Source organism: Mesorhizobium sp. M0816 (assembly GCF_040320005.1).
Taxonomy (GTDB): Bacteria; Pseudomonadota; Alphaproteobacteria; order Rhizobiales; family Rhizobiaceae; genus Mesorhizobium.
Genome location: NZ_JAMYOT010000015.1, coordinates 115,595 through 140,777 on the forward strand (window position 1 = coordinate 115,595; position 25,183 = coordinate 140,777).

The 25,183-nt window shown below is 62.2% G+C and carries 26 protein-coding genes; 12 read left to right on the forward strand and 14 right to left on the reverse strand.

What is annotated here, in order from left to right:
* Positions 1 to 29: 29 nt before the first annotated feature.
* Positions 30 to 986, forward strand: a complete 957-nt coding sequence (gene phnE / locus NKI17_RS22930) for a phosphonate ABC transporter, permease protein PhnE (RefSeq protein WP_352906852.1) — start codon at positions 30 to 32, stop codon at positions 984 to 986.
* Positions 987 to 1,053: 67 nt separating this feature from the next.
* Positions 1,054 to 2,421 (forward strand): phosphonate ABC transporter, permease protein PhnE, encoded by a 1,368-nt coding sequence (phnE, locus tag NKI17_RS22935; protein WP_352644068.1) that lies wholly within the window; start codon positions 1,054 to 1,056, stop codon positions 2,419 to 2,421.
* A 24-nt stretch (positions 2,422 to 2,445) separates the two neighbouring features.
* On the opposite strand, the gene NKI17_RS22940 is transcribed toward phnE (NKI17_RS22935), so the two are convergent.
* From NKI17_RS22940 to NKI17_RS22950, 3 genes are all read right to left on the reverse strand, one after another.
* The gene (locus tag NKI17_RS22940; RefSeq protein WP_352755131.1) at positions 2,446 to 3,297 is read right to left on the reverse strand and encodes a sugar phosphate isomerase/epimerase family protein; all 852 of its coding nucleotides are present in this window, start codon (positions 3,295 to 3,297) and stop codon (positions 2,446 to 2,448) included.
* A gap of 176 nt (positions 3,298 to 3,473) precedes the next feature.
* Positions 3,474 to 4,661, reverse strand: coding sequence for a Gfo/Idh/MocA family protein (locus tag NKI17_RS22945; protein ID WP_023675192.1), 1,188 nt, complete (start codon positions 4,659 to 4,661; stop codon positions 3,474 to 3,476).
* Positions 4,662 to 4,811: 150 nt separating this feature from the next.
* Positions 4,812 to 5,867 carry a sugar phosphate isomerase/epimerase family protein gene (locus NKI17_RS22950; protein WP_023675191.1) on the reverse strand — a complete coding sequence of 352 codons (1,056 nt, stop codon included), beginning with the start codon at positions 5,865 to 5,867 and terminating at the stop codon, positions 4,812 to 4,814.
* A 392-nt stretch (positions 5,868 to 6,259) separates the two neighbouring features.
* Between NKI17_RS22950 and NKI17_RS22955 the strand changes: the two genes are divergently transcribed.
* Genes NKI17_RS22955 through NKI17_RS22975 form a run of 5 tightly spaced genes read left to right on the forward strand, consistent with a single transcriptional unit; the run spans position 6,260 to position 10,497 of the window.
* Entirely contained in the window at positions 6,260 to 7,147 is an 888-nt protein-coding gene (locus tag NKI17_RS22955) for a sugar phosphate isomerase/epimerase family protein (protein WP_352725625.1), read from the forward strand.
* Positions 7,148 to 7,201: 54 nt separating this feature from the next.
* Positions 7,202 to 8,371 (forward strand): mandelate racemase/muconate lactonizing enzyme family protein, encoded by a 1,170-nt coding sequence (locus tag NKI17_RS22960; protein ID WP_023675189.1) that lies wholly within the window; start codon positions 7,202 to 7,204, stop codon positions 8,369 to 8,371.
* 1 nt (position 8,372) lies between these two features.
* Positions 8,373 to 9,089 (forward strand): FadR/GntR family transcriptional regulator, encoded by a 717-nt coding sequence (locus NKI17_RS22965; protein ID WP_352714040.1) that lies wholly within the window; start codon positions 8,373 to 8,375, stop codon positions 9,087 to 9,089.
* Position 9,090: 1 nt separating this feature from the next.
* A complete protein-coding gene (locus NKI17_RS22970; RefSeq protein WP_352448395.1) occupies positions 9,091 to 10,071 on the forward strand; it encodes a hydroxyacid dehydrogenase in 981 nt (326 codons plus the stop codon).
* A gap of 42 nt (positions 10,072 to 10,113) precedes the next feature.
* The gene (locus tag NKI17_RS22975) at positions 10,114 to 10,497 is read left to right on the forward strand and encodes a hypothetical protein (protein WP_352588475.1); all 384 of its coding nucleotides are present in this window, start codon (positions 10,114 to 10,116) and stop codon (positions 10,495 to 10,497) included.
* A gap of 14 nt (positions 10,498 to 10,511) precedes the next feature.
* Here NKI17_RS22975 and NKI17_RS22980 read toward each other — a convergent pair whose 3' ends face one another.
* Positions 10,512 to 11,807 (reverse strand): amidase, encoded by a 1,296-nt coding sequence (locus tag NKI17_RS22980; protein ID WP_352755136.1) that lies wholly within the window; start codon positions 11,805 to 11,807, stop codon positions 10,512 to 10,514.
* A 120-nt stretch (positions 11,808 to 11,927) separates the two neighbouring features.
* Here NKI17_RS22980 and NKI17_RS22985 point away from each other — a divergent pair, with 120 nt between their 5' ends.
* Positions 11,928 to 12,275 carry a GFA family protein gene (locus tag NKI17_RS22985; protein ID WP_352568286.1) on the forward strand — a complete coding sequence of 116 codons (348 nt, stop codon included), beginning with the start codon at positions 11,928 to 11,930 and terminating at the stop codon, positions 12,273 to 12,275.
* Here the strand turns inward: NKI17_RS22985 and NKI17_RS22990 are convergent.
* Positions 12,272 to 13,495 (reverse strand): MFS transporter, encoded by a 1,224-nt coding sequence (locus tag NKI17_RS22990; RefSeq protein WP_352568287.1) that lies wholly within the window; start codon positions 13,493 to 13,495, stop codon positions 12,272 to 12,274. The two genes, NKI17_RS22985 and NKI17_RS22990, sit on opposite strands and share 4 nt — an antisense overlap.
* Before the next feature lie 94 nt (positions 13,496 to 13,589).
* On the opposite strand from NKI17_RS22990, the gene NKI17_RS22995 reads away from it, so the two are divergent.
* On the forward strand, positions 13,590 to 14,570 hold the full coding sequence (locus NKI17_RS22995; protein WP_023675183.1) for an AraC family transcriptional regulator: 981 nt from the start codon (positions 13,590 to 13,592) through the stop codon (positions 14,568 to 14,570).
* A 12-nt stretch (positions 14,571 to 14,582) separates the two neighbouring features.
* Here NKI17_RS22995 and NKI17_RS23000 read toward each other — a convergent pair whose 3' ends face one another.
* From NKI17_RS23000 to NKI17_RS23035, 8 genes are all read right to left on the reverse strand, one after another.
* Complete coding sequence (locus NKI17_RS23000; RefSeq protein WP_352448400.1) at positions 14,583 to 14,864, reverse strand: hypothetical protein; 282 nt, start codon at positions 14,862 to 14,864, stop codon at positions 14,583 to 14,585.
* Positions 14,865 to 15,110: 246 nt separating this feature from the next.
* Positions 15,111 to 16,232: an ABC transporter ATP-binding protein gene (locus NKI17_RS23005; RefSeq protein WP_352448401.1), complete on the reverse strand. Its 1,122-nt coding sequence runs from the start codon at positions 16,230 to 16,232 to the stop codon at positions 15,111 to 15,113.
* Positions 16,232 to 17,335, reverse strand: a complete 1,104-nt coding sequence (locus NKI17_RS23010) for an ABC transporter ATP-binding protein (RefSeq protein ID WP_352568289.1) — start codon at positions 17,333 to 17,335, stop codon at positions 16,232 to 16,234. The genes NKI17_RS23005 and NKI17_RS23010 overlap by 1 nt, the downstream gene beginning before the upstream one ends.
* Positions 17,332 to 17,553 (reverse strand): hypothetical protein, encoded by a 222-nt coding sequence (locus NKI17_RS23015; RefSeq protein WP_023675179.1) that lies wholly within the window; start codon positions 17,551 to 17,553, stop codon positions 17,332 to 17,334. Before NKI17_RS23015 ends, NKI17_RS23010 begins: the two co-directional genes overlap by 4 nt.
* Positions 17,550 to 18,509, reverse strand: coding sequence for a carbohydrate ABC transporter permease (locus NKI17_RS23020; RefSeq protein ID WP_292661213.1), 960 nt, complete (start codon positions 18,507 to 18,509; stop codon positions 17,550 to 17,552). The genes NKI17_RS23015 and NKI17_RS23020 overlap by 4 nt, the downstream gene beginning before the upstream one ends.
* Position 18,510: 1 nt before the next feature.
* Complete coding sequence (locus NKI17_RS23025; protein ID WP_023722315.1) at positions 18,511 to 19,416, reverse strand: carbohydrate ABC transporter permease; 906 nt, start codon at positions 19,414 to 19,416, stop codon at positions 18,511 to 18,513.
* 74 nt (positions 19,417 to 19,490) lie between these two features.
* Positions 19,491 to 20,807: an ABC transporter substrate-binding protein gene (locus NKI17_RS23030; RefSeq protein ID WP_352448404.1), complete on the reverse strand. Its 1,317-nt coding sequence runs from the start codon at positions 20,805 to 20,807 to the stop codon at positions 19,491 to 19,493.
* A gap of 358 nt (positions 20,808 to 21,165) precedes the next feature.
* The gene (locus NKI17_RS23035) at positions 21,166 to 21,834 is read right to left on the reverse strand and encodes a TetR/AcrR family transcriptional regulator (RefSeq protein ID WP_352568318.1); all 669 of its coding nucleotides are present in this window, start codon (positions 21,832 to 21,834) and stop codon (positions 21,166 to 21,168) included.
* A gap of 136 nt (positions 21,835 to 21,970) precedes the next feature.
* On the opposite strand from NKI17_RS23035, the gene NKI17_RS23040 reads away from it, so the two are divergent.
* The 3 genes from NKI17_RS23040 to NKI17_RS23050 are packed head-to-tail and all read left to right on the forward strand — an operon-like array spanning position 21,971 to position 24,461.
* Complete coding sequence (locus tag NKI17_RS23040; protein WP_352568290.1) at positions 21,971 to 23,167, forward strand: Tm-1-like ATP-binding domain-containing protein; 1,197 nt, start codon at positions 21,971 to 21,973, stop codon at positions 23,165 to 23,167.
* Between the two features lie 11 nt (positions 23,168 to 23,178).
* A complete protein-coding gene (locus tag NKI17_RS23045; protein WP_352568291.1) occupies positions 23,179 to 24,018 on the forward strand; it encodes a phosphoenolpyruvate hydrolase family protein in 840 nt (279 codons plus the stop codon).
* A 26-nt stretch (positions 24,019 to 24,044) separates the two neighbouring features.
* Positions 24,045 to 24,461 carry a cupin domain-containing protein gene (locus NKI17_RS23050; protein WP_352456830.1) on the forward strand — a complete coding sequence of 139 codons (417 nt, stop codon included), beginning with the start codon at positions 24,045 to 24,047 and terminating at the stop codon, positions 24,459 to 24,461.
* Between the two features lie 2 nt (positions 24,462 to 24,463).
* On the opposite strand, the gene NKI17_RS23055 is transcribed toward NKI17_RS23050, so the two are convergent.
* Complete coding sequence (locus NKI17_RS23055) at positions 24,464 to 25,144, reverse strand: DUF4304 domain-containing protein (protein ID WP_352568292.1); 681 nt, start codon at positions 25,142 to 25,144, stop codon at positions 24,464 to 24,466.
* Positions 25,145 to 25,183 lie beyond the last annotated feature (39 nt).

Consider the following 25,183-nt stretch of genomic DNA (forward strand, 5'->3'; position numbering starts at 1 on the left):
CCTTTTTGCGTGTCCGCTCGTGACCCCGTATGACCTTCGCCGCTACAATTCGTTCAGACGCGGTCCGGCAGGCAGCAGACGCCTGGCGACGCCAGACGTCCTTGCGCCGGTTCTATACGGCGCTCGGCATCGGCTCACTGCTTGTCGCCATGTGCACAGCCATATGGTTCGCCGACGAGGCCAATGCCGGACATTTCTTCGATCGGCTGCCGCACATACTGGATTTCCTTAGTTGGCTTGTTCCCAAGGACTGGAACGACGTCTGGCGGGCGCTGTTCGACATCGCATCGCCGCACGACAAGGGCAGCCAAGAGTTCAACTTCCCGCTTGGCCGCGTCTATCTCTGGGGCGGCTTTTATCTACCCGAATATTTCGAGCTGATGCTCACCACGCTTAACGTGGCGCTGGTTTCCACTTTCATCGGCTTTGTCTTTGCGGTGCCCTTTTCCTTCATCGCCGCGCGCAACTTGACGCCCAGTCCGGTGCTCCGGCTCGTCGTCAAGCGCTTCATGGAACTGCTTCGCGCCTTCCCCGAGATCGTCATTGCCGGCCTGTTCGCAGCCATCCTCTCGACCGGCCCGGTCGCAGCCATCATCGCCATCGGCCTGCATTCCATCGGCGCCCTCGGCAAGCTCTTCTACGAGATCAACGAAAACATCGACATGCGCGCCGAAGAAGGCCTGCGCGCGGTCGGCGCCAACTGGTTCGAGCGCGTGCGCTTTGCCGGCCTGCCGCAAGTGCTGCCCAATTTCATGTCCTACACGCTGCTCAGGATCGAGATCAATGTGCGTATCTCGACCATTATCGGCGCGGTCGGCGGTGGCGGCATCGGCGAGGAACTGAAGCTCTCCATCTCGCGCGGCTTCGGCGCCAAGACGCTGGCATTGGTGCTGCTGTTGTTCACGACGATCTTCCTCGTCGACCAGTTTTCCGCCTCGCTACGCCGCAAGCTCGTCGGCGAGCAGGCATTCATGATGGGTGCCTGACCATGATCCCAAAAAGTGGATTCCGGTTTTTGGAAAAGATCATGGCAAATCAACAAGAAGACTGCCCATGGCCGCAATGACCGCCGATGAGATGCGGTCGATCGAGGAGCGCTTTCCCCAAGTGTTCCGGCGGCCCTTGTACAAACGCTTCGGCCCGCTGGTCCTGTTCACCGGCATCCTGCTCTATCTCCTCTACGCCTTGTGGTTCTTCAGCCTGCCGCAAGTGCTGAGGGAATCGCACTGGGAGCGCCTGCCGCTCTTCCTGACGCAATGGATCAGCTACGATCTGCAGCCGGAATTCCGTCTCGACCAGCCTCAGATCACACCCAGATATCCGCGTTTTTCGGCGCTCGGCGAAGACCCGCATCCCGATTGGGTCATCACCAACGCCAACGGCTCCTACACCATCCTGATCGACGGCCGAGCCAAATCCGTCACCTTCGACAAGGCCGAAGCGACGCTTGTCGCCAATGGCCAGGCGGTGCCGGTGTCGTTGACCAACGGCAAACCGGTAATATCCGGCCCGGTGCCGGAGTGGATCACCGTGCATGACGATGAGATCGTCGCCAGGATGGGCTTTGCCGGCGAGGTCCGTATAACCGTCGATCGCGTCAAGGTCCGCAAACGCTTTCTCGGCTGGGCGAATTTCGTCTTCGACACACGCTCGCCCTTCTTCGGCAAGTCGCCCGGCGAGGTGGTCTCGTTGCTGATGTCCGGACCCCAGCTCAAGCCGGGCACATCAAACATTGCGCTGGCCGCCGACAATATCTGGAACAACGCCCAATGGCAGCATGGCGACGTCTGGACGAAGCTGTTCCAGACCATCGTCATGGCGTTTCTCGGCACCTTGCTCGGCGGCATCGTTGCCTTCCCGCTCGCCTTCTTCGCCGCCCGCAACATCACCCCGAGCGGCCTGCTTAGCCAGGTGCTAAAGCGGTTCTTCGATTTCATGCGTTCGGTCGACATGCTGATCTGGGCGCTGTTCTTCACCCGCGCCTTCGGCCCGGGCCCGCTTGCCGGCAGCGCCGCGATTTTCTTCACCGAGATCGGCACGCTCGGCAAAGTCTATTCGGAAGGCCTCGAGAACATCGACGACAAGCCACGCGAGGGCATCCAGTCGACCGGCGCCAATGGCTTGCTGGTGCAGCGCTATGGCGTGCTGCCGGAAGTGATCCCGGTCTTCATCAGCCAGACACTCTATCAGTGGGAATCCAACACCAGGGGCGCGACGATCATCGGCGCCGTCGGTGCCGGTGGCATCGGCCTGAAGCTCTGGGAGGCGATGCGCACCAATTCCAACTGGGCCAATGTCTTCTACATGGTGCTCTTGGTCCTGCTCGTCGTTTTCATCTTCGACAGCATTTCCAATTTCCTGCGCCGCCGCTTGAGCAGGACGATCCACGACTACAACCGGATCCAGGCCGGCCAGGGCTGACGGGGGCGTTACGCAGACGTGCGGTTAGGGCGCCTTCCTCCATCCATTCCTGATATGCCTGTAGCCGTCGCGGTAAACAGCTTCCGGGCCTTCGGAAAAGTCGCGCCACACCTTGGTGGCCGCGGCTAAATCCTTCAGCGAACGCCCGAACGCCTCGATCGTCAGCCAATCGTCGTAGCCGCTCTTGCGAATGGCGGAGAAAGTCTCCTTCCAGGGGACGTGGCCGCGGCCCGGCACGCCGCGATCGTTCTCCGAAATATGGATATGGACGATGTTCTTGCGGTTGCGCGTATAGGCGCCGATCGGGTCGGCCTCTTCGATGTTGGCATGGAACGTGTCGTACATCGCCTTGATGTGCGGCCGGTCGATCGCGTCGATATGCGCCGACAAATCGTCCATCGTGTTGAGCAGATAGCATTCGAAGCGGTTGAGCGCCTCCAGCCCGATGGTGATGCTCTTGTTGCCGGCATGGTCACCGATGGCGCGCTGCGAAGCGATCGAACGTTTTTTCTCGGCCGCCGTCGGCCCGCTGCCGGAGAAGGCTCCGAGTGTGGAATGCAGTGGGCCGCTCAACGTGTTCGCGCCAAGCGCCTGAGCGCAGTCGATCGCCGATTTCATGTAGTCGATACCGGCCTTGCGCGTCGAGGCGTCGGCCGAGATCAGGTTCATCGCCGGATCGCCCATCGCCGAGACGGCGGTACGTTGCAGCCCGATGCGGTCGAGCAGCTCACCGAGCTTCTTGTAGTCGTCCGGCGTGCCGGAGAAGACCGGTATCTCGACGCCGTCGAAGCCGGTCGCCTTGATATCCCTCAACAACGGCTCGTGTTTTTTCGTGACACTGGTCGTCCACAACAACATGCACATGCCGATTTTCATCGACGCCCCTCCCCTTCATTCGCTCGATCGCCGGAGGGGTGGTGAGATTCAGGTCAGGCCGAGCCGAAAATGGTGGGTTCCGAGAACCGGAGCGGAGCGTACTTTTGGTACATGAGCACCGGAAGCGCAGGAAACTGCCATTTGCAGGCCGGTCTCACCTGAATATCACCACCCCTTCAGAGCTTCGTCCACGCTCCATTCTTCTTCGCCGATTTCACGCAGGCCTCGATGAAGGCCATGCCTTCGACGCCGTCTTGCACAGTTGGGAAAACGACATCCTTAGCCGGCTTGCCGCCCTTCCGGCGCGCCGCACGAATGGCCCGCGCGGCTTCCTGGTAGATGTTGGCGAAACCTTCGAGATAGCCTTCCGGATGGCCTGGCGGAACGCGGCTGACGCGCCCGGCGACGGGCAACGCTCCCGCGCCGTTTCGGGTGATCAACTGCTTCGGCTGGCCGAACGGCGTGTACCAGAGATAGTTCGGATCGGCCTGCACCCATTCGAGCCCGCCCTTCGAGCCGTAGATGCGCAATTTCAGGCCGTTCTCGTGGCCGGGCGCCACCTGGCTTGCCCAGATCATGCCCTTGGCGGAGTGCGACCCGCCGACCGGCTTGAAGCGCAGCAGCACATTGATGTTGTCGTCGAGCAGCCGCCCCGGTACGAAGGCATCGAGATCGGCCGACAACGAATCGAGCTCCAGCCCGGAGACGAAACGGGCGAGGTTGTAGGCGTGCGTGCCGATATCGCCCAGCGCACCGCCGGCACCGGCCTGCTTGGGGTCTGAGCGCCACGCAGCCTGCTTCTGGCCGGTGGCGGCCAGATCTTCGGTCAGCCAGTCCTGCGGATATTCCGACTGCACGATGCGGATATCGCCGAGCTGTCCTTTGGCCACCATCTCGCGTGCCTGCCGCACCATCGGATAGGCGGTGTAGTTATGCGTCAGCACAAACACCTTGCCGGTCTTTTCGACCAGCGCCGCCAGCTTCTTTGCCTCGGCCAGCGTCGTCGCCAGCGGCTTGTCGCAGATGACGTGGATGCCGGCCTCTAGAAAAGCCTTGGCGGCCGGCACGTGCACATTGTTCGGCGTGACGATGGCCACCACCTCGATGCCGTCCGGCCGCTTGGCCTCGGCCTGGGCCATCTCGGCATAGGAGCCGTAGCTGCGTGCCGGATCGAGCCCAAGCTCGGCCGCCGAGGCCTTGGCGCGCTCCGGATTCGACGACAAGGCGCCGGCAACCAGCACGAACTCGTTATCAATGCGCGCCGCGATGCGGTGCACCGCGCCGATAAAGGCGCCTTGTCCGCCGCCAACCATGCCGTAGCGGATCGGACCGCCTCCCGTTTCCGTCTTCGATGCGCCAACCATGATTTTCTCCCTCGTTATCTGAGATACCCCTCCCCCCTTGAGGGGGAGGGTCGACGCGTAGCGCGGGTGGGGTCGCCGGGCATGAAGCTCGGCATGGACCGACCCCACCCGGCCCTCCGGGCCACCCTCCCCTCGGGAGGGATATCTGTGCTAGATCCCCATCATGCCGCGCAGCACCTTTTTATCGGTCGTGCCGCCGGCGAAATCGTCGAATGCTTTTTCCGTCACCCTGATGATGTGGTGCTGGATGAAGGGGGCGCCTTCGGCAGCACCATCCTCCGGGTGCTTGAGGCAGCATTCCCATTCCAGCACCGCCCATGAATCGTAATTGTATTGGGTGAGCTTGGAGAAGATGCCGCCGAAATCCACCTGCCCGTCGCCGAGCGAGCGGAAACGCCCGGCGCGGTTGGTCCAGCTCTGGTAGCCGGAATAGACGCCTTGCCGCCCGGTCGGATTGAATTCAGCGTCCTTGACGTGGAACGCCTTGATCCGCTCGTGGTAGATGTCGATGAATTCGAGATAATCGAGCTGCTGCAGCAGGAAGTGCGACGGGTCGTAGTTGATGTTGCAGCGCTTGTGGCCGCCGACCGCATCGAGGAACATCTCGAATGTCGCGCCGTCGAACACGTCCTCGCCCGGATGGATTTCGTAGCCGATATCGACGCCGTTCTCGTCATAGACGTCGAGGATTGGCTTCCAGCGCTTGCCCAGCTCGGCAAATGCTTCCTCGATCAGTCCCGCCGGCCGCTGCGGCCATGGGTAGAGGTATGGGAAGGCCAACGCGCCGCAAAACGACACCGACGCCTTGAGCCCGAGATTCTTCGACGCCTTGGCGGCGAACTTCATCTGTTCGACCGCCCATTGCTGCCTGGCTTTTGGATTGTTGTGCACCGCAGCCGGCGCAAAGCCGTCGAACTGCGCGTCATAGGCGGGATGCACCGCCACCAGTTGCCCCTGCAGATGCGTCGACAGTTCGGTGATTTCGACGCCGGCATCGGCGCAGATGCCCTTCACCTCGTCGCAATAGGCCTTGGAGGAGGCTGCCTTCTCGAGATCGAACAGTCGAGCGTCCCATGTCGGGATCTGCACGCCCTTGTAGCCCAGACCAGCCGCCCATTTGGTGATCGAGGCCAGCGAATTGAACGGCGCGGCGTCGCCCGCAAACTGCGCCAGGAACAGACCAGGCCCCTTCATCGTCGTCGGCATCGGCATCTCCCTATGTTTCACGACCAAGCATAGCGCCGATTGAAAACAGGGCCAGCGTCTTTGGTCTCTTTGCACAGCGCGCTCAGCGCCGCTATTCTGGTATTACCAAATGACGAAATCTGGTCAAGCCATTTGACGCGCTGCCGCAGTCTTGCAACCATGCCGAGTTAAGCCACATGTTTAAGCATAATCAATGGTCTAGCTAGGAGCTAACGCTTGATGGCAGCACTTCTTGCCGTCCAGATGAAATTACTGTAGACCTCCCATCAAGCCCAATTGGTCGAACCAGTTTGCAAAAAATGCTGGGACGCCTTGGGGAGGAATCATGCGGCACGCTTCGGCAGAGTGCGCCGCAGGCGAACTGGTACAGGCGATTCTGGGAAGGATAGACCATGCATCTTTCGACGCACAATTGGATGCGGGCGGAGCCGCTGGAAACGACGCTCAAGCGCATCAAGAAATTCGGCTACGAGTCGATCGAGATCTCCGGCGAACCCGAACACTACAAGCCCAAGGAGACGCGCGCACTGTTGAACGAGTACGGCATTCGCTGCTGGGGAGCGGTGACGCTGATGCTGGGCGAGCGCAATCTCGCCGCCAAGGACCAGGGCCAGCGCGAGCGCTCGGTGCAGTATGTCAAGGACGTGCTGACCATGGTCAGCGAACTTGATGGCGAGATCATCACGCTGGTTCCGGCCACCGTCGGCAAGGTGGTGCCGGACGGCACCGAGGAAGAGGAGTGGAAATGGGTGGTCGACGCCACCCGGGAATGCTTCACCCACGCCAAGAAGGTCGGCGTCAAGATCGCGGTCGAGCCGCTCAACCGCTTCGAGACCTATCTGTTCAACCGCGGCGCCCAGGCACTGGCGCTGGCCGATGCGGTCAGTCCCGAATGCGGCGTCTGCCTCGACGCCTACCACATCCACATGGAAGAATTTAACGTCTACGACGCCATCCGGCAGGTCGGCAAGCGCCTGTACGACTTCCATGTCGCCGACAACAACCGCTTCGCCGCCGGCCTCGGGCAGATCGACTGGCCGAAGATCGTCGGCACGCTGAAGGAGATCGGCTATGACGGCGCGCTGACCAATGAATTCGTCGCCCCCGTCGACCGCACCCCGGCTGCCCCCTATCCCGACATGGTCGAACGCAACCCCGTCGACATCTCGCCGGAGCAGTTGAAATTCATTCAGGACCACGGCTCCAGCGTGCTCACGGAGAAATTCTACACCGACCAGATGCGCATCAACGCGGAAACGCTGCTGCCGCTGATCAAGTAGCCGAGCCGTTTGGAAAAGCCCTTCCGCCTCACCGCGGCCGGGCCGAGGATGAACATGCGCATCAAGACGGTCCAAGCCTGGTGGGTCCGCATACCGATCGAAGCCGCGAAGCAGCACCGTAGCGACTTCGGTCAGGTGGCGACGTTCGACGCCGCCATCCTGCGCATCGAGACCGACGACGGGCTGGTCGGCTGGGGCGAGGGCAAGAATGCCGCCGGCAGCGCCGGCAGCTACGGCGCCCTTGTCCATTTGCTGAACTACGAGGTCGGCCCGCAGCTGGTCGGCCGCGACCCGGCTGACATCGGCGTCATATGGGAGATGCTCTATAATGGCACGCGCCACGACAGCGCCGCTCGCGCTGGCCACGCCATGCCGCAATTGGCGCGACGCGGCATGAGCATCGCCGCTATCAGCGCCGTCGACATCGCATTGTGGGACATTCTTGGCAAATCGCTCGGCGTTCCGGTCTGGCGGCTGCTCGGCGGCCGCAAGCTGGACCGCATGCCGGCCTATGCTTCCGGCGGCTGGGCCACTGCGGAAGCCATCGGCGACCAGCTGCAGTCCTACATCACCAAGGGCGGTTTCAAGGCGCTGAAGATGCGCGTCGGCGCCATGGACGGCGCCCCACATATCTCGGCCGCTCGCGTCCGTGCCGCCAGACAGGCGCTCGGTCCCGATATCGACCTGATGGTCGACGCGCACGGCACCTACACGGTGGCCGAGGCCAAGCGCTTTATCCATCTCGCCGGCGACCTCGATCTCGCCTGGTTCGAGGAGCCGGTGATCGCCGACGACAAGCCCGGCATGGCCGAGGTGCGCGCCTGCGGTTCGATCCCGATCGCCACCGGCGAAAGCGAGGCGACGCGCTATGCCTTCCGCGACCTCGCCGTGCTCAAATCCGCCGATATATTCCAGCCGGATCCGGCCTTTTGCGGTGGCATCAGCGAGGCGATGAAGATCGGCACCATCGCCAGCGCCTTCAATCTGCGCTTTGCGCCGCATCTTTGGGCCGGCGCGCCCTGCTTCTTTGCCGGGCTGCATGTCTGCGCTGCTTCACCGGCGAGCTTCACCGTCGAATATTCGCTCGGCGCCAACCCGATGATCCACGATCTGATCGAAGAGACTGTCGAAGCAAAGGACGGTATGGTAGCGATCCCTGATAGACCCGGGCTGGGATTCACCATTTCGGAGCGGTTCCTGGAGGCGCACGCGCAACACGGCTGACATGAAAGAAAAGAACCTTCTCGCGGAACTCGCCGCCTATCTGTTCTCCCATTCGGACAAGGAGACGGGCCGCACGCCGTCGGAGCGCGAACTGGCAGAGCATTTCAGCGTCAGCCGCGGCCAGATCCGCGAGGCGCTGGCCATTCTCGAGGCCATGCGCATCGTCGAGCGACGGGCGAAATCCGGCATCTACATCGATACGAAGCAGGCGAGCGTCGAGGCGATGGCGCTGTTCGCCCGCGCCGGCCTGCCGCTCGATCCCATCCAGATCTACGAGACGGTCGAGTTGCGCAAGATCCACGAGATCAAGGCCGCCGAACTTGCCTGTTCACGCGCCACCGAGGAGAATTTCGAGCGGCTGCGCGAGATCCTGAAGGCCTCCGAGGATCGCATCGCCGCCGGTGAAGGGCTTGCCCGGGAAGACCGCGAGTTCCACCTCGAGATCGTGCGGGCGACCAAGAACAGCGTCTTCCACAATATCTGCAGCGTCTACTACATGATGGGTGAACTGCGCCTGCCGATCTATTTCAACGATCCCGAACGCAGCGTGCGCTCCCATGCCGAGCATATCCAGATCTACGAGGCGCTGCTGCGCCGCGATGGCAATCTCGCCCAGGCGCTGATGAGCGCCCACCTGCAAGGCGCGGAAAGCTACTGGAAGGGGCTGATCGAGGGGCGTGGGGCGGAACCGGAAAGCCCTGCGCTCGAAAAGGCCTGAAATGCCCAAGATCCTGTCAACACACAGACTGCACCCTCGTGCCGCTTCCATGCTGACCGGGGCCGGCGAACTCGTCGTTGCTTCCGCCCTCGATGCGGCCACGCTGGCCGCCGAGGCGAGGAACGCCGATGTCATCATCGTTCGCGCTCCCTTGCCTGCGGCGCTTTTCGAAGGCGCGAAGAAGCTCAGGGCCGCGATCCGCCACGGCGCCGGGCTGGACATGGTACCGATGGAAGCGGCCAATGCGGCCGGCGTGCTGGTGGCGAACGTGCCGGGGGTGAACGCGCGATCTGTCGCCGAATATGTGATGTTCGCGGCGCTGGCGCTGCTTAGGCGCTTCCGTGTGTTGGACCGCGACTTGCGTGCGAAAGGATGGCTGGCGGGCCGCGAACACACGGTGGTGGCCAGCGAGCTAGCGGGCAAGACGATCGGCATTGTCGGCCTCGGCGCGATCGGTCAGGCGGTTGGCCACATCGCCGCCCATGGGTTCGATCTGAATGTGGTGGCGACGACGCGCAGCATGCGGCCGGCGCCGGACAGGGTCGGCTTCCTGTCGATCGATGCACTCATCGAGCAGAGCGACATCATCGTTCTGTGCTGCCCGCTGACGCCCGAAACACGGGGGCTGATCAGCCGCGAGCGCATTGAGCGGATGAAGCCGGATGCGCTGCTGATCAATGTTTCGCGCGGGCCGGTGATCGATGACGACGCGCTGATCGAGGCCTTGCAGAAGGGCCGCATCGGCGGCGCTGCGCTCGATGTTTTTGCTACACAACCGCTACCGCCCAACCATCCTTATTTTGGCTTCGACAACGTCATCGTCACCCCGCACATGGCTGGGATTACCGAGCAGTCGATGATGCGCATGGGCGTCGGCGCGGCTGGCGAAGCCTTGCTGGTGCTGGCCAACAGATTGCCGGTCAATCTGCGCAACCCCGAAGTGGTCGAGCACTACCGGCGGCGGTTCCCTGCCGATTTCTGAAAGCGCCCCAATTTTCCCGAATTCGCCGGCGATGGTGCCGGCATGGCAAGCGTCACAAAATTCCTGCTGACCACCGGCTTCTGCGTGGCGACGGCGCAAGCCTTCGCCAACGGACAGGGTAGCTACGTGTTCTGCGACAACGGCATACGCTGCGTGGCGGCACCCTGTCCATCGAACAGCGCGCTCGACCTCGCTGCTGGGAAGCTCATCAAAGGCGTTTCAATCGACATCGATCGCCTGCCGCAGCAAGACAAGGCGCTCGATCTTTCAGACAAGCTCTATGCCGGCAAGGTCGTTGTTGTCGGCTCGATCGAGAACCGCACCCGGACCTTCAACGGCAAGCGGTACACCCTGCCTTGGCTGGTCGCCACCAGCATCGAACGCGCCGCCAAGGACAGCGAACGCGGCCACTGCTCGTCGCGCTGACACGCGCTATCCTATCAATTTGCAAGCAGCCCCTCCACGCCCGCTGCGATGCGCAGCAGGTGGTGGTCATGGCCATTGCGCGCCACCAGCATCAGCCCGGCCGGACGCGTCATTCCCGGCATCGGCAGCGAGATGGCTGATAGATCGAACTGGTTGGCGACCTGCGTGTTGCGCAGCAGAAGGCCTTCCGTCCTGTTGCACAGAGCCTCGTCGCTGGTCATCGACACGATCGTCGGCGCCGTCACCGGTGTGGTCGGCAGGGCCAGCACGTCGACCGACGCCAGCCGGTCATCCATCGCGGCGGCCAGCGCCGTGCGGCGGCGCATTGCCCTGATATAGATCGTGGCCGGAATGGCGGCGGCGCGCGACAATGGCCCGCTTACCCGCGGGTCGACCGGCCTCGTCGCTCCCGTCGCCAGCCAGTCGGCATGGATCTCCGCCCCTTCCATCGCCGCGATCGACGCGCGTTGGGTTGCCACGCGCAGATCGGCAAGCAGATCGTCGATCGACAGCTCCACAAGCCGTGCGCCGCTAAGCTCTATCTTGCGCAGACACCGGTCGAACGTCGTCGCGACCTCTTCCTGCGTATCATCGAACAGCACGCCGCGCGCAATACCGATGCGCAGGCCGTCCAGCGGCAGCGGCAACAGTGCCGCCAGGTTTTCGCCCGACATCACTGCATCGGCCGCCGCACATTCGGCGACGGTGCGGGCTAGCGGACCGATCGAGTCCAGCGTGGCTGACAGCGGAAACGCACCCGCAAGGGGCACGCGCCGCGCAGTCGGCTTGAAACCGACGACGCCATTCAGCGATGCCGGAATGCGCACCGAACCACCGGTATCGGAGCCGATGGAGATTTCGCTGGTGCCTTCGCCCACCGAAACGCCGGCGCCTGAGGAGGAGCCGCCCGGAATACGGCTGGCATCGCTAGCATTGCCGGGCGTGCCATAATGTGGATTGACGCCGATCGCAGTAAAGGCGAACTCGGTCATGTTGGTCTTGCCGAGGATGATTGCACCGGCCTGGCGCAACTGTTGCACGACAATGGCATCCCGCAGCGCCGGCGCTGCGTTGGCGAGCAGCAGAGAGCCAGCCGTGGTCGGCTCGCCGGCGACATCGAACAGATCCTTGATCGAGACGATCGCCCCATCGAGCGGCCCGAGCGTGACGCCGGCTTTTCGCCGCGCATCGGTGGCGTCCGCCGCCGCCCGTGCGGCTTCCGGGTAGAGCTTTACGAAAACCCTCTCATCGTCGACGCGAGCGGCAAGAGGCGAAAGAATTGCTTCGAGGTGATCGCGGGCTGATTGCATTTTTCGGTGTCGGACTCCGCGCGCTTGCAACGTCTTAAGGTAGCAGCCAGAAACTGGCCGCAGGAGACATAGCCCGGCACGGTCGGATTTGCACCTGTCGAACCGAAGGAGGAAGGCCCGATGCTCTACCAAGGCAGCTGCCACTGCGGCAAGGTCGCGTTCGAGGTCGAAGGCGAGCTGACCGGAGCCGTTCGGTGCAATTGCTCGATCTGCTCGCGCAAGGGTGCACTGTTATGGGCAGTTCCGCATGAGAGCATACGGGTGCTTGCCTGGGGCGATGATCTCGGCCGCTACAGCTTCGGCAACCATGTCATCGCCCACCGCTTCTGCCGCAGCTGCGGCATTCACCCCTTCGCCGAGGATGTCGGCGAAGGGAGCGGGCGAAGTGCCTATATCAATATCAATTGCATCGAGGCGTTGGACGTCGCCGCCGTGCCGGTCTTCGACTTCGACGGCCGTTCCGTTTAGGCCTTGGGGTCGTCGATCGGCTTGGGGCCAAGGAAGAACGCCGCCAGTGCCGCAAGCAACGTCGCCGCCGCGCAATAGGCGAAGGCGGTGGCAACGCCGGTATTGTCGACCAGCAGGCCGCCGAAGACGGCGCCCAACGCGATGGCGACCTGGAACGTCATAACCATGAGCCCACCGGCGCTTTCCGCCTGATCGGGGGCGGCCCGCACCAGCCAGGTCTGCAGCCCGACTGGGACGGCGCCGAAGGCAAAGCCCCAGCTGGCCACTGCTATTGCAGCCACGACGGGTGAACCTCCGACCACCAGCAGCAGGAGCGCCGAAAACGCGATCAGCAGGGGCGCCAGGCTGACGGCTGCCTTGAGGCTGCGTTCGGCAATGAAGCCGCCGGCAAAATTGCCGAAGAAGCCACCAATGCCGTAGGCGAGCAGCACAAGCGAGATCGTCTCGATGTCCAGCGCGGGCACCTTCTCGAGAAACGGGCGGACATAGGTGAAGCCGGCAAAATGTCCCGAGGCGACCAGCAGCACCACCAGCAGTGCCACCCTGATCATCGGCCGCTTCATCACCTCCAGCAGCGTGCGAAAACCTGCCGTACCTGCAGGCGGCAGCTTCGGAATGGTAGCCACCTGCACCAGCAGCGCCAGCGCACCGACCACGGCGGCGATCATGAACGCCGTCCGCCAGCCCCAGATGTCGCCGACATAGGCGCCGACCGGAGCCGCGCAGACCGTCGCCACCGAAACGCCGGTGAGAATGATCGACATGGCGCGCGACATCAACCGCATCGGAACGAGCCGCATCGCCATGGCTGCCGACATCGACCAGAAGCCGCCAAGACTGATCCCGAGCATGATGCGGGCAATCAGAAGAACGGGAAGCGAGGACGCAAACGCGGCCACCAGGTTTGACAGCACAAGCAGCACCGTCAGCGCCCACATGACCAGCCTGCGGTCCAGCCGCTTGGTGACAATAGCCATGGTCGGCGCCGCAATCGCGCCAATGACGGCGGTGGCCGTTACCGCCTGCCCGGCGGCGCCTTCGGTGATGCCGAGATCCTGCGCAAGCGGCGTCAGCAGGCTGGCAGGCAGAAATTCCGCGGTCACCAGGCCAAAGACTCCGAGCGCCAGGGAGACCACCGCCCCCCATGCGGGCTCGGATCGTTCGCCGGTTTCCGATGGGTCGAGAACGGCGTCCATGACGCCTGTCGCGGGTTCGGTCATGAGGGATCTCCGGTCTGTTGCAGCGCAGCATTTGGCGGCAATGCAAGCAACATAGGGAGTGACTAGCTGGAGTTTCCATGCTAGAAACACCATTATGTTTGACCGTTCGTCCAAAATTCCAATCACCGGCGATCCGCTGACAGACATATTGCGCGGATTGCGTCTCGAAGGCGTCGATTACGGCCGTTGCGAGATGAAGGAACCCTGGGGCATCCATTTTCCGGCTCAGGCGGCGGCACGGTTTCATTTCATCGGCCGCAAAGGCTGCTGGTTGCTGCAGCCGTCCGGTGAATGGGTCGAGCTCAAGGCGGGCGACGCGGTATTGTTGCCGCGCGGCTCAGCCCACACGCTGGCGAGCGAGCCGGGTATCGAGGCGGCGCCGATCCACGGCTATGAGGTCGAGGAAATCTGCAAGGGTGTCTATTGCATGTCGAATGACGGCATGCCCGGCTGCCGTCCGGGGACCTTGCTGTTTTTCGGCAGCATGTATTTCAATCTCGATGGCTTGCACCCCTTGCTCGGCATGATGCCGGACGTGATGCGCGCACATGAGTTGGAGGCCTATGAGCCAGGTATCCCGCATTTGCTGGAAGCGATGGCCCGCGAGGTGACGATGGAGCGCGTCGGCTCCGGCGGCATCCTGGCGCGGCTGGCCGATGTGCTCGCCGCGACCGTCATCCGCTCATGGGTCGAGCGCGGCTGCGGCGACTCTTCCGGTTGGATTGCGGCGGTCAGGGACCGCGAGATCGGCCGGGTGCTGGCCGCGATCCATCTGGAACCGAACCGCGACTGGACGGTGGAGGCTCTGGCGAAGATGATGGGTGCCTCGCGATCAGGTTTCGCCGAGCGCTTCGCAACCATTGTCGGCGAAACACCGGCAAAGTACGTCACGCAGGTGCGGATGCACCAGGCGAGGCAATGGCTGGTCCGCGACCGGCTCAAGATTTCCGTCGTCGCGGCGCGCCTCGGCTACGAATCCGACGCCTCCTTCAGCCGCGCCTTCAAACGGGTCATCGGATCGCCGCCCAGCCATTTCCGGGCCGAGGAACAGGCGGAGATCCGCCAGGCCGGCTAAACGTTGGCCGGCTTATTGCTCGGTGATGCAGGCCGAGCCGGCGCTGCTCTTGCAATATTTGCCGGAGGCCCCGCACCTGCCATCCGAGACTTCCACGACGGTGCCGCTCAACAACAGCTTGCAGTCGCTGGTGGACAGATTGACCGTGCCGTTGAGGTCCTTGATCTTCTTGGCGTCGACCTTCGCGCCGGCGACAACTTTCTTGGCTGCCTGCGCCTCGCCCAGATGCGCCGCCGACAATCCCATACCGGCGACGAGCAGGATCGTCGCAAAACTGCGGAACAGATTTCCCATAGCCAACCCTCCGTTTTGGGCCTCCAAATTGGGCTTGCAAAGCCCGTTTGGGACCAAAGGATCAGCCTATTCGACAAATCGGAGCATCCGCATCCCCCGTACGGGGGATGACGGGAAGACTCGAGCATTTCGCAGCCAAGTGGAATCAAGTGGCGTCGCACAAATGCGGCTAAAACACATGGATAGAGCGGGATGCACGGTTCACTTTGAACGCATCCCGCTCTAGCGCAGTAAAGACGCTTGTACTTAGCCGGCGTGACGCAGGCTTATTCCGCTGCCCTTGTCGAACAGCACCACCTTGTCCGGGTTCCAGGCAAAGCGCACCGGCTGCTCTATCTGGACGTCGGTCCTGGCAGGCACGGTGGCGCGCAGCATGGCGTCGCCGACCCGCAGCGTCAGGATCTTCTCGACGCCATGGTTCTCGACGTCATGGACCCGCGCCTCGACCGGCGCGCCGGTCTCGAGATAGACGTCCTCGGGACGAATACCGAAGACGAGCGGGCGACCGTCGGTCGCCGCGCCCGTCTTTAGCCCCCACGAAGTCTTGGCACCCCCCGAAGTCTTGGCACCCCCCGCAAACGGCAATTCGAAATTGAGCGGCGCCATCACCGCACGTCCGTTGACGAGCTTGCCGTCGATGAGATTCATCGGCGGCGAGCCGACGAAGCTTGCCACGTAGGTGTCGCGCGGATTGTTATAGATCTCGTACGGCGTGCCGGTCTGGACGATGCGGCCATGGTTGAGCACGCCAACCTTGTCACCCATCGACATCGCCTCGATCTGATCATGCGTCACGAACAGGAAGGTGGCGCCAAGCTGCATCTGCAGGTTCTTCAATTCGGTGCGCAGCGCCTCGCGCAATTTGGCGTCGAGCGCCGACAACGGCTCGTCCATCAGGAATACCCGCGGCTTGCGCACGATGGCGCGACCGATCGAGACGCGCTGCATCTCGCCGCCTGAAAGCCTGTCGGTCTTGCGGTCGAGCAGATGCTCGATCCTCAGCGTCCTGGCCGCGCGGTCGACACGATCCTTGATCTCGGCATCGGGCAGCCGGCGGATCTTCGGCTTCAGCGGAAATTCGAGGTTCTGGCGCACCGTATAGCGCGGGTACAGCGAATATTGCTGCAGCACCAGCGCCACGTCACGCTCGGCCGCGCCCCAGTCGGCGACATCGACGCCGTCGATGAAGACCTGGCCTTCGCTCGGTTTTTCCAGGCCGGCAATCATGCGCAGCGTCGTCGTCTTGCCGGCGCCGGTCTCGCCAAGCAGAACGAAGAACTCGCCATCGGCGATGTCGAGATCGAGCCCGGTCAAAGCAGTATGGTTGCCGAACTTCTTCGAGATGTTCTTGAGCTGGATGTGGGCCATCAGAGTCTCACTCCCAGCGATTTGCCGCTCGCCGTGTCGAAGAAATGCGCCTGGCTGGGATCGATCCTGACGAAGACCCTTTCGCCGGGGCCGCCGATGAAGCCGCTCTTGGTGCGCGCCCGCAGCATTTTGGAGCCGACCTTGAGGTCGACGATATCGAAGGACCCGAGCGGCTCGACGATCTGCGTCTCCACCGGCAAGAACCCCTCGGCGGCTTCGCGGCGAACGAGAACGCCTTCCGGCCGGATGCCGAGCGCGAGTTGGCTGCCGGCATGGCCGTTGAGCTTCGACAGCAAGGCGCGCGGGAATTCGAAACCGGCGGCCGCATCGCCGACCGTGACCGAGGCCGATGAGGCTTTCTCGGTCACCGAAGTGTCGGCGACGTTCATCACCGGGCTGCCGACAAATTGCGCGACGAAAAGATTCGCCGGATGCGAATAGACCTCGTCCGGCGAGCCGACCTGCTGCAGCACACCTTCATGCATGATGACAATGCGGTCGGCGAGGCTCATCGCCTCGATCTGGTCGTGGGTGACGTAGATGCTGGTCGAGCCCTGCTTGATGTGCAGCCGCTTGATCTCGGCCCGCATCTCCTCGCGCAGCTTGGCATCGAGCGCCCCGATCGGCTCGTCCATCAGCATCGCCTTCGGCCGCCGCACCAAGGCTCGGCCGATCGCCACGCGCTGCATGTCGCCGCCCGACAGCGCCGACGGTTTCTTGGCGAGGAGATCGCTGATCTGCAGCGTCTTGGCGACCGAGCGCACCTCGCTGTCGATCTCGGCCTTGCTCTTGCGCGTCGCCCTGAGCGGAAAGGCGATGTTCTCATAGACGCTCATATGCGGATAGAGCGAGAACGACTGGAAGACCATGGCGATATCGCGATCGGCGGCCTTGAGGTGCTGGACCGGCTTGCCGTCGATGAGGATGTCGCCGCCGTCGATCGTCTCCAGCCCGGCAATCGCCCTGAGCGTCGTCGTCTTCCCGCAGCCCGACTGGCCGAGCAGCACGATGAACTCGTTGTCGTCGATCTTCAGGTTGAGGTCCTTGATGACCTGGACGGCGCCGAAATATTTCTGGATGCCTCGAAGCTCGATCTGGGTCAATGCTGTGCCCCCGGATTTGCCCCTTGCCCGGTGCCGGCCTTCTCCTCCGGCGCGATCTTGGAGGTGATGTTGAAGCCGATCAGGCCGATCAGGATGATGGTCACGCCATAGCTGTGCAGCAGCATGTTCCATGGCTGGCAGAGCGCGATGATACCGAGCACCATCAGCACCTGGCTGCCCGGTTCGAGATATTTCTGGTTGATGTCGCGAAAGCTCATTTGCGGATCGCTCCAAACGACATGCCGCGCAACAGGTGGTTGCGGAGCAGGAAGGTGAAGATCGCGACCGGCAGCAGGAACAGGAAGGTTCCGGCGGCAATCACCGTCCAGTCCGGCAGGCCGGAACCGACCTGGCTGGGGATGAAGGGCGGTGCTGTCTGGGCACGGCGGCTGGTCATGATCAGTGCGAAGGCATATTCGTTCCACGCCGTGATAAAGCAGAACACGGCGGTGGCGGCGATGCCGGTGGCGGCCTCGGGCAGCACGATCTTGAAGAAGGCCTCCATGCGCGTATAGCCGTCGACGAGGGCCGCCTCCTCATACTCCTTGGGGATCTCGTCCATGAAGCCTTTCATCAGCCACACCGAGAAGGACAGGTTGAAGGCGGTGTAAAGGATGATCAGGCCGATATGGGAATCGTTGAGGCCGACCGCCCGGTACATCAGGAACATCGGAATGGCGACGACCACCGGCGGCAGCATGCGTGTCGACAGGATGAAGAACAGTAGGTCCGCCTCGCCTTTTACCTTGAAGCGCGAGAACCCATAGGCGGTGAAGGTGCCCATGCCGACGGCCAGGACGGTCGAGGTTATGGCAACGATCAGTGAGTTCATGAAACGGCTCGGATAGCCCGACCACTGCACCTGGCCCTTGCCGTCGCGCACGATCTTTTCGCCCCCATTGAAGACGACGCGCTCCCACCACGGCGCAGCCGCGTACTCCTCCGGCGACGGCGGGCTGCGCAGCTGCGAACGCTTGGTGAACAACTTGACGAAGGGCGATATCTCCGGCTGGAAAACCACCGTCGGCGGAATGGTGGTGGCGAGGTTGCGCGGCTTGAACGCCGTCGAGGCGATCCAGTAGATCGGCGCCAGGAAGATGATCGTCACCAGCAGGACAGCGACGATGGCGACCCGGTTGAAGGTGATTTCGGAAGAAGTGCGGACTGCGGCCATCTCAGCGCTCCTTCACCTTGTTGAGGTATTTGACATAGATGTTGGTGATCGCCAGCACCATGATCAGCACGATGTAGGCGAGCGCGCAGGAACGCCCGGTCTGCCATTCCTGGAACGCCATCTTGTAGAGCCGGATCGAGATCAGCTCGGCCGTCGGCTGGCTGGTCAGGATGTAGGCGAGGTCGAAGGTCTTGAACGCCTCCATGGTGCGGAAGATGACCGCGATCATCAGGATCGGCGCAACCAGCGGCAGCGTTATGCGGAAGAAGGTGTAGAACGGCCCGGCCCTGTCGATCGCGGCTGCCTCGTAGAGATGCTTGGGCACGGCCGACAGGCCGGCCAGCGACAACAGCATGACGAAGGGCGACCACATCCAGATGTCGGTCAGCGCGACCGCATAGAGCGCCATTTTCGGATCCGACAGCCATTCGAAGGTGCCGAGGCCCAGCGCATAATTGATGATGCCGAAGGACGGATCGTAGAGCAGCTTCCAGAACAGGCCGACGACGGCCATCGACAGCATCATCGGCAACAACAGGAGCGTCGTCAGCAGGCCCTTGAGCGGAATGTCGCGATTGAGCAGCATGGCCACGCCGAAGCCGACGAGCAGCTGGCCGGCGACCGAGATGATGACGTATTTTGCGGTGATGGCGAAGTTGGACCAGACATAGGGATCGCTGAGCAGGTCGCGGTAGTTTTGCAGCCCGACGAAATTCGCCGCCGCGCTGGTCGAGGCGCGGAAATCGGTGAACGAATAGCCCAGCGAATAGATCAGCGGGAAGATGTTGAAGACGATCAGAAACAGGATCGTCGGGATGATGAAGAGATTGCGGATCGAAATGTCGCTTAGACCGCGAGCGGCGGCCCGCGAGGACCTGTCCAGCGTGGTGATCATCGTGGTCGCCAAGACTCTGCTCCCGGTTCAAAAATCAGAAAAAGAAACGGAGGAGGCACGAACGCCCCCTCCGTGAAACTTCATACTTATTGGCCGCGGCCGTATTTCTTGAAGGTCGCGTTCCAGTCGGCTGCCAGTGCGTCCAGCGTCTCCTTGGCGGTGCCTTCGCCGCCGATCATGTAAGGATAGATGCGCTGGTTAAGCTGCTGCAGCAGTTCCGCGTATTCCGGAACCGCCCAGAAGTCCTTGACCTTGAACATGGTCTCGTAGAACGCCTTGTTGTAGGGCGTGGCGTTCTGGAATTCGGGCGACTTGAGCACGGCGGCACTGCAGGTGTAGCCGCCAAGCGCTGCCCATTTCTTCTGGGTCTCGTCCTTGATGAACCATTCCAGGAACTTCGTCGCCTCTTCCTGCTTCTGCGAGTAGGAAACGATGGAGATGCCCTGACCGCCGAGTGCGGCGAACTGGTCGCCGCCAGGTCCGGCTGGATTGGCGAAGAAGCCGGTGTTCTTGGCGTTCGGGTTCGACGCCTCGTTGATCAGTGAGGGGAAGAACGCGAAGTAGTTCATGCTCATCGCGGCCAGGTTTTCAGTGATCGCCTGGTTGTCCTCGACGAAGAACGACTTGGCCCAGCCCGGAGGCGTGAACTTGTAGAGTTCCTTGTAGGCGTCGAGCGCCGCGATCGCCTTGTCGGAGTTGATGAAGCCATCGACCTTGTAGGTCTTATAGTCACCCAGCTCGCCGCCGAAGGAGAACAGCGCGTTTTCGAAGCCCATCGCCATCGCGTCATAGGAATTGTCGGTGTAGATGGCGATGCCGTATTTTTTCTGGTCCGGCCGGTAGAAGAATTCGGCGATGTCGCGTAGCGCCTTGAAATCCTTCGGCACGTCGAGATCGTAGCCATACTTGGCCTTGAAGGCTTCCTTTTCCTTGGGGTCTTCGAACCAGTCCTTGCGATAGGACCAGCCGACGGCGTCGCCTTCGAGCGGAATGGCCCAGTACTTGCTGCTGCCGCCCGGATATTCGGCATAGTATTTCACCGTGGCCGGTGCCATCACTTCACCGACCTTGTGCTTGTTGAAGAAGTCGGTCAGGTCGACATAGTGGCCACCGGTCGAGCCGGCACCGAGCCATTGCGAGTCGCCGACGACCATATCGTAGGCGTCGCCATGGGCGTTGAACTCGGTGAAGGCCTTGGTCTGGAAGTCGGGCCACGGTGTGGTTTCCACCGTGATCTTGACGCCGGTTTCCTTCTCGTACTCGTTGCCGAGTTCCTGCAGGTAATTGGCCGGATCCCATTCCGCCCAGAAGATTGTAAGTTCCTTTTCCTGCGCGTAGACGGACGTTCCGCAGGCGAGCACTAGGCCGATACCAGCAAGCAAGCTGGTCATTGTCTTGCGCATAATGATTTCCTCCCTTGTGCGCATTCTACCGCGTCATGCGAGCCGGCGGCGAGGCCGGCCCTGGTAGTCCTCCCGTGACGGCACCGTTCCGGTTTTGAGCCTCCTCGTTCGACCGAAACGGATCTTAGCCTTCACCCTTTGATCCGCTTTATTTGTCCTGATCTGGTATTACCAATTTCAGACAAACGTCAAGCTCTTTCTTGAACGGTGGCGGACACGCAGACAAGTTGGTTTCTGCGATATCTGTCTGTTTTCCCTGAATTTTCCTACTCCTTGATACATAAGTGCCTTGCTTAGGCCGCTGCATCGCTAGTAGCACAAATGGTCAGGCTGAAAATCTGGTCGAACCAGATTGGCCTCATCTAACGGCCCTCGTCGGCGCGATCCCGTCACCTTCAGCCATCGATTCCGTCACCGCCGCACGCACCAGTGCGCCGGCCGCCCATTGCGCAACCGACATCATACTGCGGCTATCCAATCCCCATATATCCTTTAAAACGACCAGCACCTCAACACCGAAGATCAATGACAGCGCCTGCGCGAGCCGCTTGAATTCGCGCGGCGGCAACCGGCCTTTGAGTGGCGCGATCGCATCTTTCAAAAGATCGACGCGATGGCCGCGCGTGAAGGCAGGTTCGCCGTCAAGCGTGCCTGCCTGTCGCTGCGCCCACTGGTCGAGCGACAGTTTCAGCGCCGCCTTGAACGTCGCTTCGAAGACCTCGATGCGCGGCATGGCGGTCTCGAACAGCTCGGCGACCCGGCGCTCGGGATCGGCAGAGCTCGATTTCCACGTAAGGATCGGCCCAAGCCCCTCATCGACCACCGCCTGCACCAACGCCGCCTGGCTCGGAAAATACCGATAGGCGGTGGCGCGCGAGACCTCCGCTGCCTCCGCCACCTCGCTGACGGAGGGCGTGGCGCCCGCCTGCATCAGCTTTGTCGCCGTCTCAAGCATGAGACGCCTGGTGCGCGCGCGGGCCCCGCGCTCTACCTGGGGGTTCGGCCCTTGGCTGGCATCGTCGTCCATTGCCGCTTGTTGACGTGAGACATTCATGTCAATACGATACGCGTGTCTCAAAAAATTGCAATGGCCCTTCGCGCCGTCGAACGGCCGGGCAAAAAGGGGCGGCAGCGCCGAACACGCCCAAGACCGGGGAAACGCGATGAAGCGCATCTATGTGGTGGGCACCGCCGACACCAAGGGCGAGGAACTCGCATTTCTGGCCGATGCGGTCGCGGCTACCGGCGCTTCGATTGCCCGTGTCGACATCGGAACACGCGGCGCGACCGTGCCGGTCGATGTTTCGGCAGACGAGGTCGCCAGCCACCATTCCGAGGGTCGCAATGCCGTGCTCGGCGTCGACGATCGCGGCACCGCGGTGGCGGCGATGGCTGCCGCCTTTGCCCGGTTTGTCCAGTCGCGCAGCGATATTGCCGGGATTATCGGAATTGGCGGCGGTGGCGGCACCTCGATCATCACCGCAGGCATGCGCACGCTGCCGCTCGGTCTGCCCAAGATCATGGTTTCGACGTTGGCCTCGGGTGACACCGCGCCTTACGTCGACGTCTCCGACATCGTCATGATGCCGTCGGTGACCGACATGGCCGGCCTCAACCGGCTTTCGCGTGTCGTGCTGCACAATGCCGCCCAGGCGATATCAGGCATGGCGACAAAGCCGGCGCCGCCGCCCGAGGGCAAACCGTCGCTCGGCCTCACCATGTTCGGCGTCACCACGCCATGCGTGACCGCGATCGCCGATGAGCTTCGTTCGACTTATGACTGCATGGTCTTTCATGCCACCGGCACCGGCGGCCGCACCATGGAAAAATTGGCCGACAGCGGCCTGTTGTCAGGCGTCATCGACATCACAACGACCGAAGTCTGCGACTTGCTGTTTGGCGGCGTGCTGCCGGCGACCGAAGATCGCTTTGGCGCCATCGCCCGCACCGGGCTGCCTTATGTCGGCTCGGTCGGCGCGCTCGACATGGTCAATTTCTGGGCGCCGCCGACAATTCCGGAACGCTATCGCGGCCGGCTGTTCTATGAGCACAATCCAAACGTCACACTGATGCGCACCACTGCCGACGAAAGCAGAACGATCGGCGAATGGATCGGTACAAGGCTGAGCCTCTGCCAGGGTCCGGTTCGTTTCCTCATTCCGGAGAAAGGCGTGTCGGCGCTCGACATTGAAGGCGGCGCCTTCTTCGACCCTGAAGCCGATGCCGCTTTGTTCGAGGCGATCGAGCGTACCATCAAACCCGCCAAAACGCGGCGCGTGCTGCGCCTGCCGCTTCATATCAACGACCCCGAATTCGCCTGGGCTGCCACAACGGCCTTCCTCGACATCGCCAGACAGTGAGACACCAAGACATGGCCGCCATACCGCGCAAGAAAATCCTGGAGAAATTCCGCAAGATGATCGCGGACGGCGTGCCGATCGTCGGCGGCGGTGCCGGCACCGGCCTGTCGGCCAAGGCAGAGGAAGCCGGCGGCATCGACCTGATCATCATCTACAATTCCGGCCGCTACCGCATGGCCGGGCGCGGCTCGGCCGCCGGCCTGCTCGCCTATGGCAACGCCAACGAGATCGTCAAGGAAATGGCCTACGAAGTGCTGCCGGTAGTGAAGAAGACGCCGGTGCTGGCCGGCGTCAACGGCACCGATCCCTTCGTCATCATGCCGCTGCTTTTGGCCGAGTTGAAGACGATGGGCTTTTCCGGTGTGCAGAACTTTCCGACCATCGGCCTGTTCGACGGCCAGATGCGGCAGAGTTTTGAAGAAACCGGCATGGGCTTCGGGCTCGAGGTCGACATGATCGCCGAGGCTCACAAACTCGACCTGTTGACCACGCCCTATGTCTTCAACCCAGACGAGGCGCGCGCCATGACAACAGCTGGCGCCGACATCGTCGTCGCCCATATGGGGGTGACCACCGGCGGCTCGATTGGCGCGACATCGGCTAAATCGCTGGACGACTGTGTGAGCGAGATCGACGCCATCGCCAAAGCGGCACGCTCAGTGCGCGAGGATATGATCCTGCTTTGCCATGGCGGGCCGATCTCGATCCCGGACGACGCCAGATATATTCTCGAGCGCTGCAAGGGCCTGCACGGGTTCTATGGCGCCAGTTCGATGGAGCGGCTGCCGGCGGAAGCCTCGATCGCCAGGCAGACGGCGGATTTCAAGGCCGTCACGTTCGGCGCTGCGTAGAGACCAGCAAAAAGAAGGGTGGGACGATGACCGACAACAGCAAGGTATTCGTATATCCAAAAGACGTTAGCGCCTTCGGCTTCGACTGGGGCAGGCTGTCGCTGACGGTCGCTCCCGAAGTGAACGGCGCAAAGCGATTTTCCGGTGGTGTCGTCGACCTACCGTCAGGCAAAGGCCATACGCGTCATAACCATCCGGGTGCGGAGGAGATCATCTTTGTCATCTCAGGCAATGGCGAGCAGATGGTCGAAGACGAGAAAGGCAACCCGGTCGTCGAGAAAGTCGGCCCCGGCTGCACCATCTATGTGCCGGAAAGCCGCTTCCACTCGACGCTCAATACCGGCGACGGGCCGATGCAGCTTTTCGTCGTCTATTCGCCGGCCGGGCCGGAACTGGCGTTGCGGGAGTTGCCGGATTTCAGGTTGATCCCGCCGGGCAGATAATGTCACAGGCTGAGGCCAATCTTCATCGCACGAGCGACCCTTGCTAGGTTGTTAGTATCGCTTCCCAGAGCGAGCCTATCCGGCAAAGTGGGGACATCGCGCTCTGATCGGAAAGCATCCGGCGAAGGTAAGCGCGCCACCCAATAGGACAAACAGTTTTCCGCTGCCTCTGGACCAAGCTGCCAGAGTACAAATCGAACAGCATTTTCAGGGAACATGAAGCCCGGAACTTCAGAACATGCGACCTGTTCGGCTAGTTTGCGCGGAACGTCGAAACGTTCGAAGAGCGGCAGGACAGTCGTTTGGATGTTGGCAACGATGTTCGCGATTTCAGCCTGGCGGGTATGCGGGTTTACGATGTTCCATGTCCGCCAATGATGCGGGGTTCGCAAATTGCCAAGCTGTCCACCGGCGACCCAATCGCTGGCACTGGCGGGCCAAGCGCTTCGCTCGTCCCACTCCTTTATTGCCTTGCTGTAGACCGACGCATGCACGACGAGTTCGACGTACTCGCCGCCGACGTTTAGATAGTTTGATTGAAAGGAGATTTTGAATGCCCAGTCGCCGGCCCGACGACTCGCATGAGGACCGCTTTTCGCAAAGCGGAACCCAATCGGTTCGAATTCCATGGAGATCTGCTCGCACCCGTCGATAAAGACCTGCTTGGGCAGTTCGCGTTCCATATCGGCAAATGCTCGCTGGCGTGACCAATTATTTGCTCG

What these genes read in the sequence shown, in the direction of transcription:
- NKI17_RS23035 (WP_352568318.1), bottom strand. Translation starts at nt 21,834, where the DNA reads ATGGACGACGATGCCAGCCAAGGGCCGAACCCCCAGGTAGAGCGCGGG.
- NKI17_RS22990 (WP_352568287.1), bottom strand. Translation starts at nt 13,495, where the DNA reads ATGACCGAACCCGCGACAGGCGTCATGGACGCCGTTCTCGACCCATCG.
- NKI17_RS23015 (WP_023675179.1), bottom strand. Translation starts at nt 17,553, where the DNA reads ATGAGCTTTCGCGACATCAACCAGAAATATCTCGAACCGGGCAGCCAG.
- NKI17_RS22985 (WP_352568286.1), top strand. Translation starts at nt 11,928, where the DNA reads ATGCTCTACCAAGGCAGCTGCCACTGCGGCAAGGTCGCGTTCGAGGTC.
- NKI17_RS22975 (WP_352588475.1), top strand. Translation starts at nt 10,114, where the DNA reads ATGGCAAGCGTCACAAAATTCCTGCTGACCACCGGCTTCTGCGTGGCG.
- NKI17_RS23005 (WP_352448401.1), bottom strand. Translation starts at nt 16,232, where the DNA reads ATGGCCCACATCCAGCTCAAGAACATCTCGAAGAAGTTCGGCAACCAT.
- NKI17_RS23000 (WP_352448400.1), bottom strand. Translation starts at nt 14,864, where the DNA reads ATGGGAAATCTGTTCCGCAGTTTTGCGACGATCCTGCTCGTCGCCGGT.
- NKI17_RS22945 (WP_023675192.1), bottom strand. Translation starts at nt 4,661, where the DNA reads ATGGTTGGCGCATCGAAGACGGAAACGGGAGGCGGTCCGATCCGCTAC.
- NKI17_RS22955 (WP_352725625.1), top strand. Translation starts at nt 6,260, where the DNA reads ATGCATCTTTCGACGCACAATTGGATGCGGGCGGAGCCGCTGGAAACG.
- NKI17_RS22940 (WP_352755131.1), bottom strand. Translation starts at nt 3,297, where the DNA reads ATGAAAATCGGCATGTGCATGTTGTTGTGGACGACCAGTGTCACGAAA.
- NKI17_RS23055 (WP_352568292.1), bottom strand. Translation starts at nt 25,144, where the DNA reads ATGGAACGCGAACTGCCCAAGCAGGTCTTTATCGACGGGTGCGAGCAG.
- NKI17_RS22950 (WP_023675191.1), bottom strand. Translation starts at nt 5,867, where the DNA reads ATGCCGACGACGATGAAGGGGCCTGGTCTGTTCCTGGCGCAGTTTGCG.
- NKI17_RS22965 (WP_352714040.1), top strand. Translation starts at nt 8,373, where the DNA reads ATGAAAGAAAAGAACCTTCTCGCGGAACTCGCCGCCTATCTGTTCTCC.
- phnE (WP_352644068.1), top strand. Translation starts at nt 1,054, where the DNA reads ATGGCCGCAATGACCGCCGATGAGATGCGGTCGATCGAGGAGCGCTTT.
- NKI17_RS23050 (WP_352456830.1), top strand. Translation starts at nt 24,045, where the DNA reads ATGACCGACAACAGCAAGGTATTCGTATATCCAAAAGACGTTAGCGCC.
- phnE (WP_352906852.1), top strand. Translation starts at nt 30, where the DNA reads ATGACCTTCGCCGCTACAATTCGTTCAGACGCGGTCCGGCAGGCAGCA.
- NKI17_RS22970 (WP_352448395.1), top strand. Translation starts at nt 9,091, where the DNA reads ATGCCCAAGATCCTGTCAACACACAGACTGCACCCTCGTGCCGCTTCC.
- NKI17_RS23020 (WP_292661213.1), bottom strand. Translation starts at nt 18,509, where the DNA reads ATGGCCGCAGTCCGCACTTCTTCCGAAATCACCTTCAACCGGGTCGCC.
- NKI17_RS22995 (WP_023675183.1), top strand. Translation starts at nt 13,590, where the DNA reads ATGTTTGACCGTTCGTCCAAAATTCCAATCACCGGCGATCCGCTGACA.
- NKI17_RS23030 (WP_352448404.1), bottom strand. Translation starts at nt 20,807, where the DNA reads ATGCGCAAGACAATGACCAGCTTGCTTGCTGGTATCGGCCTAGTGCTC.
- NKI17_RS22960 (WP_023675189.1), top strand. Translation starts at nt 7,202, where the DNA reads ATGCGCATCAAGACGGTCCAAGCCTGGTGGGTCCGCATACCGATCGAA.
- NKI17_RS23040 (WP_352568290.1), top strand. Translation starts at nt 21,971, where the DNA reads ATGAAGCGCATCTATGTGGTGGGCACCGCCGACACCAAGGGCGAGGAA.
- NKI17_RS23045 (WP_352568291.1), top strand. Translation starts at nt 23,179, where the DNA reads ATGGCCGCCATACCGCGCAAGAAAATCCTGGAGAAATTCCGCAAGATG.
- NKI17_RS22980 (WP_352755136.1), bottom strand. Translation starts at nt 11,807, where the DNA reads ATGCAATCAGCCCGCGATCACCTCGAAGCAATTCTTTCGCCTCTTGCC.